The sequence below is a fragment of the Lutispora sp. QWL-02 genome (genome assembly GCF_058315355.1).
In genome coordinates this window covers 604,023-621,159 of sequence record NZ_CM177762.1, presented here as the reverse complement: position 1 = coordinate 621,159, position 17,137 = coordinate 604,023, and the positions used below count along the sequence as shown (strand labels likewise).

General features: G+C 43.3%; 12 protein-coding genes. 7 read left to right on the top strand and 5 right to left on the bottom strand.

Translation table 11 applies throughout. The annotated features are described in order from the left end of the window. Positions 1–8 precede the first annotated feature (8 nt). The 7 genes from AC4HCY_RS02670 (at position 9) to AC4HCY_RS02640 (ending at position 9,360) form a co-directional block, all read left to right on the top strand. Positions 9–1,235 (top strand): FAD-dependent oxidoreductase, encoded by a 1,227-nt coding sequence (locus AC4HCY_RS02670; protein WP_491095338.1) that lies wholly within the window; start codon positions 9–11, stop codon positions 1,233–1,235. A gap of 528 nt (positions 1,236–1,763) precedes the next feature. Continuing rightward, positions 1,764–2,987, top strand: coding sequence for an SPFH domain-containing protein (locus AC4HCY_RS02665; RefSeq protein ID WP_491095337.1), 1,224 nt, complete (start codon positions 1,764–1,766; stop codon positions 2,985–2,987). A 27-nt stretch (positions 2,988–3,014) separates the two neighbouring features. After that, the gene (locus AC4HCY_RS02660) at positions 3,015–4,043 is read left to right on the top strand and encodes a TFIIB-type zinc ribbon-containing protein (RefSeq protein WP_323433347.1); all 1,029 of its coding nucleotides are present in this window, start codon (positions 3,015–3,017) and stop codon (positions 4,041–4,043) included. Next, on the top strand, positions 4,037–4,858 hold the full coding sequence (locus tag AC4HCY_RS02655) for a TPM domain-containing protein (protein ID WP_323433348.1): 822 nt from the start codon (positions 4,037–4,039) through the stop codon (positions 4,856–4,858). Before AC4HCY_RS02660 ends, AC4HCY_RS02655 begins: the two co-directional genes overlap by 7 nt. 14 nt (positions 4,859–4,872) lie before the next feature. Continuing rightward, positions 4,873–5,622 carry a YwaF family protein gene (locus AC4HCY_RS02650; protein ID WP_323433349.1) on the top strand — a complete coding sequence of 250 codons (750 nt, stop codon included), beginning with the start codon at positions 4,873–4,875 and terminating at the stop codon, positions 5,620–5,622. 195 nt (positions 5,623–5,817) lie between these two features. Continuing rightward, positions 5,818–7,881, top strand: coding sequence for a 2-dehydropantoate 2-reductase (locus AC4HCY_RS02645; protein WP_323433350.1), 2,064 nt, complete (start codon positions 5,818–5,820; stop codon positions 7,879–7,881). Between the two features lie 153 nt (positions 7,882–8,034). Next, entirely contained in the window at positions 8,035–9,360 is a 1,326-nt protein-coding gene (locus AC4HCY_RS02640; protein WP_323433351.1) for a hypothetical protein, read from the top strand. A gap of 84 nt (positions 9,361–9,444) precedes the next feature. Here the strand turns inward: AC4HCY_RS02640 and AC4HCY_RS02635 are convergent, their stop codons facing one another. From AC4HCY_RS02635 to AC4HCY_RS02615, 5 genes are all read right to left on the bottom strand, one after another. Next, positions 9,445–11,640 carry a DNA topoisomerase III gene (locus AC4HCY_RS02635; protein ID WP_323433352.1) on the bottom strand — a complete coding sequence of 732 codons (2,196 nt, stop codon included), beginning with the start codon at positions 11,638–11,640 and terminating at the stop codon, positions 9,445–9,447. A 183-nt stretch (positions 11,641–11,823) separates the two neighbouring features. Next, positions 11,824–12,987, bottom strand: coding sequence for a M20 family metallopeptidase (locus tag AC4HCY_RS02630; RefSeq protein WP_323433353.1), 1,164 nt, complete (start codon positions 12,985–12,987; stop codon positions 11,824–11,826). Then, on the bottom strand, positions 12,988–14,226 hold the full coding sequence (locus AC4HCY_RS02625; protein WP_491095336.1) for a M20 family metallo-hydrolase: 1,239 nt from the start codon (positions 14,224–14,226) through the stop codon (positions 12,988–12,990). 42 nt (positions 14,227–14,268) lie between these two features. Beyond that, positions 14,269–15,453 (bottom strand): hypothetical protein, encoded by a 1,185-nt coding sequence (locus AC4HCY_RS02620; RefSeq protein ID WP_323433355.1) that lies wholly within the window; start codon positions 15,451–15,453, stop codon positions 14,269–14,271. A gap of 254 nt (positions 15,454–15,707) precedes the next feature. Further along, the gene (locus AC4HCY_RS02615) at positions 15,708–17,120 is read right to left on the bottom strand and encodes a sigma-54 interaction domain-containing protein (RefSeq protein WP_323433356.1); all 1,413 of its coding nucleotides are present in this window, start codon (positions 17,118–17,120) and stop codon (positions 15,708–15,710) included. Between the last annotated feature and the right edge of the window lie 17 nt (positions 17,121–17,137).

Here is a 17,137-nt window from a genome sequence, read left to right as displayed (position 1 = left end):
ATAATTTAATGGAAAAAAAAGTCGAAAAGTATGACGTTGTCATTATCGGAGGAGGTGCCGCCGGCTTAACCGCAGCCATATATTGCGGAAGAGCAAGGCTTAACACTCTCCTTATAGAGAAATCTCTGGTAGGTGGTCTTGCCACATATACCAACGAAATAGAAAACTACCCCGGTTTTCCTGAAGGTGAAACCGGCTTAGGCCTTATGGACTTGTTCCATAAGCAGGCTAAAAAATTCGGTGTGAAATTCAAGCTGACGGATGTAAAATCTGTAAAACTCCATGGTGAAACAAAAATAGTTGAAACCTTTAGAAATATATATGAAGCAAAAGCTGTTGTAGTAGCTACCGGAGGAAAGCCAAGGCTGACCGGTGCCAAAGGCGAAGAAAACTTCCTTTATGATAAGGGTATTTCCTTCTGTGCTACTTGTGATGCCGCTGCAAATACAGATAAGGTTGTTATGGTCATCGGAAGCGGTGATGCAGCTATAGAAGAAGGAATGTTCCTTACTAAGTTTGCAAAAAAGGTAATAGTATCAGTGCTTCACGATACAGGCAAGATGGATTGCAATGAAATTGCCAGGAATCAGGCTCTTTCAAATCCTAAAATGGAATTCATATGGAATACTACAGTAAGTGAGTTTGTAGGAGAAGAAAGATTGCAGAAGGTTATACTCAAAAATCTAAAAACAGATGAGCTGATACCCGTTGAAGTAGATTCCTGCTTTCTTTTCATAGGCTATCTGCCTAATACTGAAATATTCAAGGGCATGTTGGATATGAACAGAGGCGGCTACCTGATAACCAATGAAAAGATGGAAACAAATATTGAAGGTGTTTTTGCAGTGGGGGATGTAAGAGACAAATTCCTCAAGCAGGTAGCTACAGCAGTAGGGGACGGTGCCGTTGCAGGATATGCAGTTGAAAAGTACCTTGCTGAAAGCGAACTATTCCACAATCAGATTATGCAGTCTGATATTCCAGGCATTGTATATATATGGAATGCAATAGATCCTAAATGCAGAGAATTATTGCCTATTATTGAAAGATTTGAAGAAAGCAATAAAGGCAAAATCAGAGTAACAAAGGTTGATATATATAAGTCTGGAGGTATAGCTAACAGACTTGGCGTCTCCTCGTACCCTTGCTTGGTCAGCATCAAAGACGGCAGAATTCAGAATGTAGCGGCCCGAATAGAAGGTGAAGATGAAATTGCAGCGGCTTTCCAGGGCTAAGAGCTGCTTAGGTCTGACTTGGATATTCAACCGCAGTCAGACCTTTTCTTTTTCATTTTACGAATCCTTCTTATATTATGAAAGAAGTAACGGTATTAAAAGGAACACTATTATCCAACTGAAGATTGAGATATATGCATTTGTATAATAGCCTTGCTTGCGGGATGCTCTGGCATATTTCCCAATAATTCTCTTACCGTTATCAAGCAATTCTTCTAATCGCTTGATTTCATCCAAAACTATAGCTCTCCCCCAAATTATTGTCTTTACTTTCTATATCAAATAAAGTTATATCATTTGTCAATATATCGTATAACGTTATATCATATCTTTAATATATCATTCCCCGATATATTCTGTAACATCTTTTTAAAATTATTAAGAATATGTTAAATTAAAAGCTCATATTGCTAATATGCGGCTTTGCTATGTTATACTTGAAGCAAAACTACATTGGCTAAGTAGTTATAAAAAGCATATAATTAATTGAGTAAAATGCAATTCAAGGGTTTTAAAGGAGGGTTTCAAATGGGAATAATCAGAGCTGTGGCAAGTGCCATGGGAGGCTCACTGGCAGACCAATGGTTAGAGGTTATAGAGCCTGATAATATGAGTGATACAACTGTGTTCGCCAACGGAACTAAGGTAAGGAAGAATGATAGGCGCAACTCAAATATAAAAGGTACGGATAATACAGTTTCTAACGGTTCAATCATCCATGTATATCCCAATCAATTTATGATGGTTTTGGATGGGGGAAAAGTTGTAGATTTCACCGCAGAGGAAGGATATTATACTGTCAATAATTCATCACTGCCTTCACTGTTCTCGGGCAGCTTAGGCGATGCAGTAAAGGAATCCTTCAATCGAATAAAATATGGAGGAGTTACTCCGACTGCCCAAAGAGTATATTATATAAACCTTCAGGAAATAAAAGGCATCAAGTTTGGAACTAAAAATCCTCTAAACTATTTTGATAACTTTTATAATTCAGAGCTGTTTTTGAGGACACATGGAACCTATTCCATAAAAATTACTGATCCATTGCTGTTTTACCAGGAAGCCATTCCGCGAAATAAGGATATGGTCGATATACAAGATATAAATGAGCAATATTTATCAGAATTTCTAGAAGCCTTGCAGACTTCTATGAATCAGATGTCCGTTGACGGTATCAGGATATCTCATGTGGCATCCAAGGGCGGGGAGCTGAGCCGGTATATGTCTGATGTATTGGATGAGGAATGGAAAAAGATGAGGGGCTTTGAGATTCAGGCAGTAGGAATCGCCAGCATTTCTTATGATGATGAATCCAAGGAGCTCATCAATATGCGCAATAAAGGTGCAATGCTGGGAGACCCGAGCGTTAGAGAGGGTTATGTCCAAGGCTCCATCGCCCGGGGCTTGGAGTCAGCCGGCTCAAATCCGGCAGGAAGCGCTGCCGCCTTTATGGGTATGGGAGTGGGTATGCAGTCAGGGGGAAGCTTCATAGGTGCAGCATCTCAAGCCAATATGCAGCAAATGCAGCAGCAGGCACGGCAAGCCGGGCAGCCCCAGGCAAAGCAGGCCCCGGCAGAGGCTCAGCCTGGAGCAGACCAATGGAAATGCGGCTGCGGCACCATAAATACCGGCAAGTTCTGCACAGAATGCGGAAATAAGAAGCCCCAAGAGGTCAAATGTACGAACTGCGGTCATATCATCAGCGGGCAAAAGCCTAAATTCTGCCCCGAATGCGGGAATCCGTTTAATTAATATATATTGAATTCAGGAAGTGATAATATGGCTGTTGAGAGCATTAAATGCCCAAACTGCGGCGGCGGGCTTAAATTTGATCCGGAGATTCAGAAATCCAAATGTGAATACTGCTTGAGCGAATTTTCCGCCGAAGAATTAGACAAATTAGCTGAGAGCTTTGAAGATAAAGCTGCCGGTCACGGGCATCTTATGGGGTATATCTGCAATAGCTGCGGAGCGGAAGTGGTGACTGAGGAAACCACCTCCGCCACCTTCTGCTACTATTGCCATAACCCGGTTTTGCTGACTGAAAGGCTTACAGGAGAGTTTAAGCCGACAAAGATCATTCCATTTGCTTATGACAAGGATAAGGCTGTCTCCCGTTTCTTATCTTGGGCAGAAACTAAAAAGTTTGTTCCAAAGGATTTCTACAGCGCTTCTCAATTGGAAAAAATAACGGGCATATATATACCCTACTGGATGGCCGATGTAGAAGCAGATGTGAATTACTCTGGAAAGGGAGTTAATTTAAGGGTTTGGAGAACCGGAAATACCGAATATACGGAGCACAAGGAATTCAGAATCGACAGGCGTGGCACCATCGATGTCCATAATATTCACGAGATAGCCATGAGAAAGATCGATAAAGCCCTCATCGATTCCATCTCTCCCTATGATGAATCAAAGGCCGTTGATTTTTCCATGTCCTATCTGAGCGGTTTTTTTGCAGAAAAGTATGATATCCAAAAGGATGAGATAAAGCCGGGTATAGAAGATAGGGCAAAAGCCTATGCCTCCAACTTGCTGCAGGAGACCATCGGAAGCTATCACAAAGTATATATGGAAAATACCGATATGGATATATCCATCAAGGACTGGAATTATACCCTTCTGCCCGCATGGATACTCACTTATATATATAAGGGCAGGACATATATCTATGCCGTAAACGGCCAGACGGGCAAATCCTTCGGCGAGCTTCCGGTGGATGGCAAAAAGCTCAGTGCAGCATCAGGCATGATAGCAGCAGCAATATTTGCATTTTCTATAATAGGAGGGATGCTGCTATGGTAAAGAGAACAACATACAGACTATCAGCCATAATATTCACATTTGTTTTCCTTTTAGCTTTCATGTCTTCAATATTTGCTGACAAAAGCTTTGCCGTTGACATGGCAGGAGCTTTCACAGCCGAAGAGAAAGAAAGCCTGGAGCAGAAAGCAATCTCATTGGGCCGGCAGTATGACATGGATATAGTGATCGTGACCACCTCCGATGCTGATGGAAAAAGCTCCCGTGACTATGCGGATGATTATTTCGATTATAACGGCTATGGAATAGGGGCAGATAGAGACGGCATACTTTTTTTGATAGACTTTGACAACAGCGAAGCCTATATATCCACATACGGCAGTGCCATACGCTATCTGACGGATGAGAGAATAGAAAACATATTGGATGATGTATTTGATAAGGGGCTTTCCGATAAGAGATATTATGATGCTGCTTCTGCATTCCTGGATTCTGCTGAAATATTCTTAAATAAAGGAATTCCGGAAGGCCAATACAACGTTCCTGAACCGGTGGAAAATACCCTTACCGCCGCCGAGGTGATCATCGGAGCAGCCATCTCCGGAGTTTCGGGCTTAGCTTTCTTATCCGGCACAAAGAGAAGATATAAGAGCAAGCCCAAAGCCCGGATATTTGAATATAAGAATAACAGCCATTTGAATTTGGGTATAACAGAAGATAATCCGGTAAACAGCTATGTAACTACAAGGATAATCCCGGTTGTAAATAAGCCTTCGCGCTCATCCTCTTCCGGCAGAAGCACGATCCATCGCTCCAGCAGCGGAAGGTCTCACGGCGGAGGGGGAAGAAAGTTTTAGAAAGAGGTATCATTATGTCGTTTTATGAATTCATAAGCAAGCATCCCAGTGTCATAAAGCCCTTTGCATTGTTCGGGACAAGCCATATACTGGCTCTTATGACCGCAATATTTTTTATTGCCGCATTTACAAACCTGTCGAATAAATATGAAGGGGTACAAAAATTCTATAAAGTGTTTCTGCTTACAGCCTTGCCTTTGCAAGAAATCACGTTCAGGCTATGGGATTGCTTTTATCAGGATTTAAGATTTGAATCCTTGTTTTCTCTTCATTTATGCAGTATAGCCATATTTTTATGCATAATCATTTTGGTGAAATATAATCAATCTATGTTTGAAATACTGTTTTTCTGGGGATTGGGCGGGGCCACGCAAGCATTGCTGACTCCTGATATCTCTATCTACGGCTTCCCCCACTTCAGGTTTTTCCAGGTATTTCTGTCCCACGGCCTTATAATAGCTACCATAATCTACTTTCTGCTTGTAGAGGGTAAGAGAGTCCGCAAGGGTTCATTGAAAAGAGTTTTGATAAACACCAATATATATGCTCTATTTGTTTTCTTTATAAACTCCATATTTAAAACAAACTATCTGTTTATAAATCATAAGCCCTACACTCCATCTCTGATAGACCTGCTGGGGCCATGGCCTTTTTATATCATCTGGCTTGAGTTGATCATGATAGTAGCATTCAGTTTGTTATATATGCCCGTTTTGTATGCAGAAAAGCATGCAGTAAAAGAAGAATTAGAGGTATCATCATAAGAAGCAGTGGGGATGGTTCTTTTTGCTTTCATTCATCTCAAGCCACTTCCCGGCTTTTTTTGTTTTTGCTATGTATATACCGATGAGTTTGTACATAAATATGTTTTAGAGGATAAAGAGCTTAGTGCCGCTTATATATCAGCAGCCTGGCTCTGGTATAATCAATATGCAAATCAATAAAAAGGGGGTAGTCCAGTGATTAAAAAGGTTGCAGTTCTTGGAGCAGGAGCAATCGGCGGAATAACCGGTGCACTGCTCTATGAAAAAGGCATCGATGTAGTGCTGATTCACCACAATGAGGAATTCATCAGCATAGTCCGCGAAAAAGGGCTTCATATTGACGGGCTTGAACTGGATCGGTACATTAATGTACCTGTGGTAAAAAAACCGGAGGAGGCAGGATGCAAATTTGACATGGTCATACTGGCGGTGAAAAACACCAGCAACAAAGAAGCAGTGCCTTCCATACTCCCGTACCTCAGTGAGGATGGGTTTATTCTAAGCGTACAAAATGGAATTCCTGAGGATGAACTCTTTGCCCTGGCAGGCAAAAACAAAATTGTATCGGGTATGACAGGCTGGGGAGCAAACAACGTGGAACCCGGCCACCTTACAAAGACTACCGGCGGTGTTTTTGAAATTGGAGAATATATGGGCAAGCCGTCCAAAAGGGTGCTGGAAGCTGCTGAAATCCTGAGACATGCATTTGAGGTCAAGGTGATACCCTTTATGGTGGTGCTTAAATGGTATAAGCTGTTTGTCAATGCATCCATGAGCGGCATGGGTGCAATTTCAGGATATCTGTACGGCGATACCCTGGCTGATGAAAATGCCACAAGGCTTGCAATAAAGATAATCACAGAAGCATATGATGTCACCAGGAAAGCCGACATACCATTCCCGGAAAAAGCATTAGCTCCATTTCCTGCACCGGATAAGCTTACGGCAAGATCAGAGCCTGTGCTGAAGAAAACTGCAGCTATGCTGAATGCGGTTTTGAAGGATCATCATGCGATAAAATCCTCAGTCCTTCAGGATCTTGAGAAGGGCAAGAAGACCGAGATCGATTACTGGAACGGATATATTTCTGCCGCAGGAAAAAAGCTTGGGGTAGAAACGCCTGTAAATGATGCCATAACAAGCATGGTCAAGGAAATCGAGGCAGGCACAAGAAAGATAACTCCCGATAATATTAAAGAGCTATGCGATAAAGGACTTCATAAGTTCCTCAATGAATATTATGAGGGAGTTATGGACGAATATAAGGATGTGACTCAATGCATCATCTGGCCTCAGCCCTCTATCGGCTTCATGCTGAGCGATATGTACAGCAGGCCCTTCTTTGAGCCCGGCTCGCCTAAGTGGGATATCCCCAAGCCTTTCGCCCTGAAGATTGCAGCATGCGGTGCTTATATAATGCCGTCCGTCAATCCAAATCAACCTTTGACTCAGGCTTTAATAAATCAGCAGGTAGAAAAATCTATAGATATCGGTGCATGTGCCTGCCACATTCACGTCCGTGATGATAACGGCATGCATACCCTTGAATTATCGCGCTTCCATGAGGTCATAGATAACCTCAGGGCAAAGTATGGAAAGGAAAACCTGCTCATCGACGGATGTCCCGAAGGAGGAAAAGACTTCCTTGACACCTGCGGACCATTGATTGAGTTCAAAGATGATTGGGAGACCTGTCCTTTGACATGCGCAGCCGTGTGGCTGGGCAATCTGTTATTTATACCCTCTACCTCCAAAGCCACTCAAGGAATGGGTGAGATAATGGAATCCGTGGGCATAAAACCGGAGATGGTATGCCATGATCTGGGAGACATAGACAATGCAAGAAGATGGCTTATAGATACCGGAATAGTTAAAAAACCATATTACTTCCGCATTTGCATGGGAGAGCCGGGCTGGGGCACCGTAACCAATCCGAGGGCCCTCATGGACACTTATCGTCAGGCATGTGACAGAATACTTGAAATCGATCCGGACTCTAAGGTCATGGTATCCATGTCAGGACGGGCAGGTATATGGGGCGTAATGCTTGCCGCTATGTACGGCCCTCCGATAATAGGCGCAAGGGTAGGTATGGAAGACTCTATATGGATGAGACCCTTTGATGATGAGGTTATAAAGGATAACCCTTCAGTAGTGGCAGAAATTGTTAAGGGCTTGGAATTCCTGGGAAGGCGCCCTGCTACTGCAAATGAATACAGAGAAATTCTAGGCCTCCCCAAGATATATGATAAGAAGTAATAACGGAGCATCATAATCAAAAAGAACCGTCCCTGCTGCTTTCGAGTATACAAAAATAGCTCATATGCGTATGGATTTGTTTGCATAAGTGCTGTATAATATATCTTACTTTAGGAAGTACTCCCAGACATATTTTATGCAGGAGGGATATTGATGAAAAAGATAGCAGCGATTATGATCATACTGGCAATGGTGTTTACCTGCGGCTTCAGCGACACTGCTCCAAGCGGATTATGGGCCAAATATACAGCGGCTGATGGCAGTTTCTCATTCCATTATCCCAAAGAATGGAAGGCCGCAGCGGACAAATCGGCAGTGTCAATTGATAATGCAAAAACTGACGAGCAGCTGATGATGGCAATGATCCCATATGATAAAGACAAGAATCCGGCCGCAATGGCCAACGATTTTATCACTTTGCTGAAAGAGAGCAATCCCAACATACAAGCTTCCAATTGGCAGACGGATCCTAAAACCGGCAGCAGTCAGGTCATCTTTGATCTTACCGATAAAATTGACCAAAAACAATATAATGGTTTAGGCATCGTCATCAAAGATAGCCAGCAAGCTATCTGGTTCTCATATACGGCACCGGCCGCAGGTTACTCACGTGATCGCGGCATCGCCCTGTTGCAGGGTCTCATAGGATCCCTTGCATATGGATCGGGATCGAAGGACCCGGAGATCATTTATGATCTCGATTTGACCGCCAAAATCGATGCCAATGCCAAGGGCTTCATATTCGTCTTGGAGTTTGCGCTGGGAGCTCCGCTTACCGGAAGCCAGGAGCAGGCAATTCTGGATGAATTGAAAAGCGGCTGGCGCTCGCTGACGGAAAAGGAGCTGACCGAATACGATCAGTATCCGGTGCTTGCTAAAACCATATTGGTGATGGGACAGAAGGATTTGGAGGAACTGCGGAGCGAACTTGAAAAGACCGTCATAGAGTGGATTGATGGATCTCCCGATTCCGATGAAGCGGTAAAGATAATCCGAGATCAGTTGAAAATCCGCGGTAAAGAAGTAATTGCCGGTGATCCGCCGCTTACCGAGATGGCCTTAACAGCGTACAGTGAGATCATCGCCTATTCCAGGCTGCTGCGGCAAAATCCCAAAGCCATGCCGGAACAAATCTCCCCGGATTCGGTAAAAGAGATCAAAAAGCAAGTTGAAGGTGTCTGGAAAACCTTTACAGATAAGGAACGGGAACAAATCGCTACCTGTCCAGGCTTATGGATCTGTCTCAGGACATTGCTGGCCGGTGGTTCCAAGAGCGAACAGGATAAAGTCCGAAGCGATATCGTCAATCTCACCCCGGAAACTCAGGCAATAAAAGGCAATGAAAAATCAGGAGCCGGAGAAAAGCCCATGACTATGGCAGCGCATAATTCATTGATGGCCATCCAGCAAATGACTTTCAATACCTATATGTGGAGCCGGGGCTTTAATTATAGCCCGGTCTTCGGGAAGATGTGGTAAGCCCATAATCAGGTTATATGCACAAGAATAAGCATCGGGGACGGTTTAAGCCGTCCCCGATGCATTTGCAAGCAAAGTCTGCCACTACAGCTTCAGCTTGGCAAGAGCGTCAGCGAGAGCCGTATTCATCGGCTCTTCTTTAGCTTTGTTCTGGTTTCTCAGATAATTTGCCACATCTCTTTTGGATACATTGACATCCTCTTTCTTCCTTCTTTCATTGAAAGCAGAAAGCTTCTCTCTATAGCCGCAACTGCATACGAATATCTGCCCTTCCCCCTCGCCGTGAAGCTCCAGCTTCTTATGGCAGTTGGGGCATCTGGCATTGGTTATTTTAGACAGCCCTTCTCTATGGCCGCATTCTCTGTCCTGGCATATGAGCATCTTCCCCTTTTTCCCGTTGACCTCCAGCATGTACTTGCCGCATTTGGGGCATTTGGTTCTGGTCATATTGTCATGCTTAAACTTTTCCTGGCTGTTTTTTATTTCGCTCACCACAGCTTTGGCATAGCTCCTCATATCATCCAGGAATAAATCCTTGTTCAATGAGCCCTTTGATATGGAGCCAAGCTTTTGTTCCCACACTGCAGTCAGAGCGGGGGTTCTCAGCTCCTCCGGCACCAGATCCAGCAGCTGCCTGCCCTTTGAGGTTATATATATATCCTTGCCTTTCTTCTCCAAAAGGAAGGTGTTGAACAATTTTTCTATTATATCGGCCCTGGTGGCAACAGTGCCGATGCCTCCGGTTTCACCTATGGTCTTTATCAAATCCTTGCTCTCTCCTGCCATATACTTTGCAGGGTTTTCCATGGCTGAAAGCAGTGTGCCTTCGTTGAAGGGTGCCGGAGGCCTGGTGAGCCCCTTTGTTTGTACCAAAGTATTGATGATGAGCTTTTCTCCCTTTTCTATCTTGGGGAGTATCTGATCTCTCAAGTCATCCTTGGGATCCTCTTCCTCATCGGAATCCAAGCTGTTATTATAAACTTCCTTCCAACCGTAATTTATAACGGTTTTGCCTTTGGCTGCGAAAGTCTCATCCCCTATCTTGGCCTTTATGGTTGTTTCCTCATATTCAAAGGGAGGATATAAAACCGCCAAAAAGCGTTTGACCACCAGATCATATATCTTCCTTTCCCTATCGTTCAAGCTGCTGAGATAGACCTTCTGCTCAGTGGGTATTATGGCATGGTGATCCGAAACCTTGCCGTCATCCACAAAGCTCTTGTTTCCCTTTATAGGGCTTATTAATATTTTCGCCGCTGCTGCGGAGTACGAGCCCACACCGCAAGCCTTTACCCTCTCCGCCAATGTATCTACAATGTCCGAAGACAAATATCTCGAGTCGGTCCTGGGATAGGTCAGAAGCTTATGGTTTTCATATAGGCTCTGCATTATAGATAATGTTTCCTTTGCAGAGAAATTGAAAAGCTTGTTGCCGTCCCTTTGAAGCTCGGTGAGGTCATAAAGTGCCGGGGAAAAGCTTTTCTTATAGGCCTTGTTCACCTCAGCCACAATTCCATCCCTGCCCTTAAGAGAAGCAAGTATCTTATCGCATCTATCCTTGTCAAAAATACGTGTTTCCTTTGTATGGGAGTCCTGCCATATAAGCTTCATACCCTTGGCTATGGCGTTTATCCCATAATACTCTCTTGGCTTAAAGCTGTTTATTTCCTCCTCCCGCTTGGCCACCATCGCTAAGGTAGGGGTCTGCACCCTGCCGCAGGAAAGCTGGGCATTGAATTTGCAGGTCAGCGCCCTGGTGGCATTGATGCCCACTATCCAATCCGCTTCAGCCCGTGCTACAGCCGATGCATAAAGATTTTCATATTCCCTGCCGTTTCTCAGCCTGGCGAAGCCTTCCCTTATAGCCTTATCCGTGACGGAGGAAATCCATAGCCTTTTTATTGGTTTCCTTATTTGTGCCTTTTCTATTATCCATCTTGCGACCAATTCGCCTTCACGGCCTGCGTCGGTTGCTATGATGATATCGGATACATCATTTCTTTTCATCTGCTCCCTGACGGTGGAATACTGCTTCGAGGTCTGCTTTATTACCACAAGCTTCAGTTCCTTCGGAAGCATAGGCAGATCCTCCAGCCTCCAGGTCGCATATTTATCTCCATAAGCCTCCGGATCCGCCAAAGTCACCAGATGGCCCAAAGCCCAGGTCACAATATACTTTTCACCTTCGAAAAATCCATTGCCCTTTTTACCGCAATTCAAAACTCTTGCCAGATCCCTCCCTACGGAAGGTTTCTCGGCTAATACCAATGATTTACTCATACAAACAATCCTCTCAATATAGTCTCTGCTAATATTATAACATTTTTAGCGATAAAGGCTTCTATATTTTGCTCTCTTGTTCACGGATATATGACAGCTACACTTTTTATTGCGGTATTTTGAATTGCATAAGGGCATCAAATCCCGGATTGCCCGTAAATTATAAATTTATACTTTACTCTATTATTCACTTAAAAAATCCAATGCATACTGAGCATAAAGAGCTGCTCCCATTTCCAGGGCATCCTCGTCGATATTGAATCTTCCGTGATGATGCGGATAGTTGCTCTCTTTTTCATCATTTCTCACTCCGACAAAGGCAATAGCTCCGGGAGCCTTTTCCAAGTATACGGCAAAATCTTCTCCCCCTGTTACCTTCTCCATGAGGGATACTGCATCTGTGCCGAAAAGCTTTTCGATGGTTTTTATTGCCCTTTCTGAACTTGTGGCATCATTGATAGTGGGCGGCGTGCCCAAAGTATATTCTAATTGTGCTTCGGCTCTATAGCTTTCTGCCGTGCTCTCAATGATCCTCTCCATCATTTTGGGGAATCTTTCCCTGATGTCAGGGCTGAAGCATCTTGTCGTGCCTTCTAAAACGGCTTCGCTTGCTATAACATTGAATCTTGTGCCTGAATTCAATACTCCAACACTGACCACAGCTGATTCCAAAGGGCTGATTTCTCTGCTTACGATGGACTGCAAATTCATAACAATTGCAGAGGAAGCAACCACGGCATCTATGCCTTGATGAGGAAGGGAGCCATGCCCGCCTTTGCCCTTTACCTTTATTTTAAACAAATCTGCAGAAGCCATTCTAGGCCCCGCTTCCACAGATATTTCGCCTTTTTCCAGATCGCTCCATAGATGTATTCCAAAAACTTCATCTACGCCATCCATGCAGCCTTCCTTTACCATGGCATATGCGCCTTCAGCCATCTCCTCGGCGGGTTGGAAAAAGAGCCTTACGGTCCCTTTCATATCATCTTTCATTTCATTCAGCATCTTCGCTGCGCCCAATAGCATGGCCGTATGCCCATCATGACCGCAAGCATGCATTACACCCACATTCTTTGAGCAATAAGGTACTTTATTTTGCTCTTTCACCTGTAAAGCATCCATATCAGCTCTCAGGGCTACCGTTTTGCCTTCATATTTCCCTTTTATGACAGCCATGACCCCTGTTTTGGCTATCTCTTTGTATGGCACTCCCATCTTGGCAAGCTCTTCTTTGACTCTGCCGGAAGTCCTTATTTCCTGCCAGCTGACCTCAGGATGCATATGGAATTCTCTTCTTAAATCCACTATATATTCTTTATACTGCTCTGCAAGATCTCTGATTTTCATTTATATCTCCTTTCCCAAATCCAATAGCGTATGATACATCAACTCAATACCCCTTTGCAGATCCTCATAATCGGTCCATTCCTCGGGGCAATGGCTCCTGCCATTTTTGCTGGGTACAAATATCAGGCCCACCCTGGTGAGTTCTGACATCACCATGGCATCATGGCCCGCTCCGCTGAGCATATTCATCCGGGAAAAGCCAAGAGCTTCACAGTTTTTATAACAAAGCTTAATTATCTCTTCATTCATCTCCACCGGAGACACTTTAAGCTTGCTGTCAATAGTATAAGTTACTTCCTTTTCTCTCCTTGCATCTTCCAGCCTGCTTTTTACAAAGTCTATCACTTTGCATATGGATCCTTCATCCTTTGATCTTACATCTATAGTAAACTTCACTTTCCCCGGCACTATATTGGCAGCCCCCGGAAGCGCCGTAATACTTCCTACAGTTGCTACCGTGCCATCCTTCAATGATCCGGCAAAACCGCTGATGTTATATATGACGCCTGCCGCTGCATCCAATGCATCCCTTCTCATATCCATAGGCGTAGTTCCTGCATGGTCGGCGCGCCCCTCTATGACCACTTCCATCTGGTTTATGCCCACTATATATTGAACGATTCCTATGCTTTTCTCCTCATGCTCCAATACAGGCCCTTGCTCAATATGGAGCTCCAAAAAAGCTTTTATATCACCGGGCTCCCTGACAGCCTGCAAAATATTATCCGGGTCCAGGCCAAAGTCAGACATGGCTTTTGCAATAGTTACTCCGTCTTCATCCTTTAACAGGTCCAGCTGCTCCCTTGGAATTTTTCCTGCCATTGCCCTGCTTCCAAATAGCCCGCTGCCAAAACGGCCGCCTTCTTCTTCAACGATTGCAACGAACTCAACAGGATGATTCAATTCCATTTTGTTTTCTTTGAGGACCCTTGAAATTTCAAGAGCTGTTACAACTCCTGCATTGCCATCGAAATTTCCACCGTTTTTCACGGAATCAAAATGAGAGCCCAGCATGATCACAGGAGCATCCTGGTTTTTGCCTTCCAGCCGGCCTATTATCGTGCCTGCTCCGTCTTCATATACCCTAAGCCCGGCTTTCTCCATCTCTTTTTTTATATATTCCCTCGCTCCCCTGTCTTCCTTAGTGAAAGAAAAACGGGTCAAGCCTTCTCCCGGTGTCGCATTATAACGGGATAAAGCTTCAATATCTTGTGCTATTCTAATCAAATTTGTCTTCATATATTTCTCCTAATAATCAAACGTAATTTTCAACAGGTCCATCTATAAGAACTTGATAAAAACACCGGCTATAATGACGGATGCAATTGTTACTGTTGTAAATCCGCCTACCAGCATCTTGGGAAGCATCTGATCCATTAAAAATTCCTTTTCTTCCGGAGTTTCTGCCAAAGCCTTTGATGCTTCATCCGTAAGTATATAGTTGGGAGGAAATCCGTAGAGGGCTGTCAAGGCTACTGAAAAAGCCATCTCTTTGGAATAGCCTAATCTTTTGCCTATAATAGTAGAAAATAGCGCCATACCTGCAACTCCGATAACGATGATGCCTAACAATGGAACAAAAATCTCCACTAACATGGCCGGTGTAGCCTTAGCCAGTTGAGCAAATACATATGCCATAAGTGAAGTCATAAGCCAGCCGAAGGAGTTTGATTCATTCAAAGGCTTTCTTTCCAGGAAACCGATCTCAGAAGCAATGACGCCAAAGATCAAACATACCACATACCTTGATATCACTTCATTTGTTGCCGCAGCAAAGCTGACCGCCGCCCATGCAACCAATCCAAGCTTTGCTAAGTACATGTAAGTTGTCCGATACTTTTCCGGCAATGGAGGGAATATATTATATTTGGACTTCTTAGGTATATCAACATTGAAGCTCTTAGGCTTTGCTGCAACCATTTCACCGCTTCTGTAAAGCGACAGCAAACGTTTTCCTTCCTTCTTTAAGCACAAAGCCGTAAGCGGATAACCGGCAAAGCCCTGCATGACATACATCACTATTGCCAGCACTGCCAAGTCCTGCATCCCTTTTGCCGCGAAAGCATCCGACATCATTATGGCTGCCACTATACCGCCGGTTAAAGGCGGAGTGCCTGCTACCACAGTATCCCAGCCAAACAGCAAAGTTCCTATGGTCATTGTGCCTGCGCACATTCCCACCAAACCCATAAAGGCGATTGTAATGGTCTTCCATTGACTTATCAATTCGCTGACACTCATCATGGTTCCCATGTGAGTTATGAGCAGATACATTGCTAATAGAGCAAAAGGCATTCCCAAACTGGAAATATCGATCAAATCCTGGGGAAGAAAAGTCCAAAATCCTATTAAAAACAATATTGCGGATACAAATACAGAAGGTATAAATGCTTTTGTTTTGGCTGATATGACATCTCCTATTGCCAAAACCACTAATACGACACAAAAAGCCATGATAATACTCATAATAAGCCTCCTTTTACTTTTTCACAGACTAATATCCATCCTGTATAAAATCATCTCCTTCTTATTTAGCCTGTGCATTGTTTCTAATATTCTTTTTATGTGCAATGTTTGTGCCAATTTTCTAAATTTAAAAAAGTTTTTATAAATTGTTTATTTTCAAGCCTCTCACGAAGCCTATTTTATTTTTATAGTGAAAAAACTCCAAAAAAAATAAAAGTGATGAATTTATTCATCACAAAAGATTCCTCTCGTCATCATCTAATATTTTTGTATTTATTTAATTTTTTTACCACAGTAGATTGATCTATTTCCAGAACCTTGGCGACCTCTCTCGTTGTCTTGAATTCTTCCATAGCCTTAAACAAAAGCTCCTTTTCTACTTTTTCTACCGCCTGCTTAAGAGGTATTATCCCGTTTATTTCTATTGTTGCTCTTTCATTAGAGCCATAAACCGTATTATACACATGGCTTGCATCTATCATATCCTGTCCGCAGGTTATGATAAGCCTCTCTATGACATTCTCAAGCTCCCTTATATTGCCGGGCCACTTATATTGTGCCAAAGCCTTGTGGGCTTCCATAGTCAATTGCTTGTTCATGCAGTATTTATTATTGTATTTGCTTAAGAAATGATGAGTGAGCAGAGGGATATCATCCATTCTTTCCCTTAAGGGAGGTATGAATATGGGAAGGACATTAAGCCTGTAGTATAAGTCTTCTCTAAAGCCTCCATCCTTTACCATAGCTTTCAGATCCTTATTGGTTGCTGTCAATATGCGCACATTGAATTTTGTGGGGCTTGAGCTTCCCACCTTATATATCTCATGATGCTCTAATGCATGAAGGAGCTTTACCTGAAGATACAAAGGAATCTCGGCAATCTCATCTAAAAAGATCGTTCCATCATTAGCTATCTCAAAGAAGCCCTTTTTGCCGCCTTTTGCAGCACCGGTAAAGGCTCCTTCCACATATCCGAACAGCTCAGATTCAAGCAGGTTTTCCGGGATGGCACCGCAGTTTATCTGTACGAAAGGATTTTCTCGCCTTGAACTGAGCTTATGGATCGTTTTGGCGATGAGATTTTTCCCCACCCCTGTTTCCCCCTGAAGCAAAACTGTGGCATCTACTCTGGATACCTGATTCACCAGATTGAAAATCTTCTTCATAGAAGAGGTTTCATTATATATAAAGGTTTCTTCAAACTCCTGCTTTTTCAGTATTTCATAACGGTACCAATCAAGGAGCTCTTCTGTTTCCTTAAGCCTATTATTCAGTTTTTCAATTTCGGTTATATCTCTGGATATGTTTATTATGCGTTTTAACCTTCCCTTATCGTCAAACATCGGGATACCAATGACCATAAACCGTTTTCCGCCCTGGGTGATCTGTACTGATGATATCTTTTTGCCGGTTTCCAAAACTACTCGAGTCACTGAATTGTCCACAATTCCCATTCTCTCTACATCGTAACAGCTTGAACCTATGATCTCGCCTTCCGAAACATTGAAAATCTCTTCTGAACCCTTGCTAAGCCTTAAAAAAATACCTTTTCCATCAGCAATGCTTATAAAATCAAAGGTGGTATCAAGGATCAAATTCAACTCTTCATATACTTGTTTATGATATTCCAGTTCCTTTAGCAGTTCTTCCAGCTGATTTTTCTCCACAATAGCAAACACCTCCA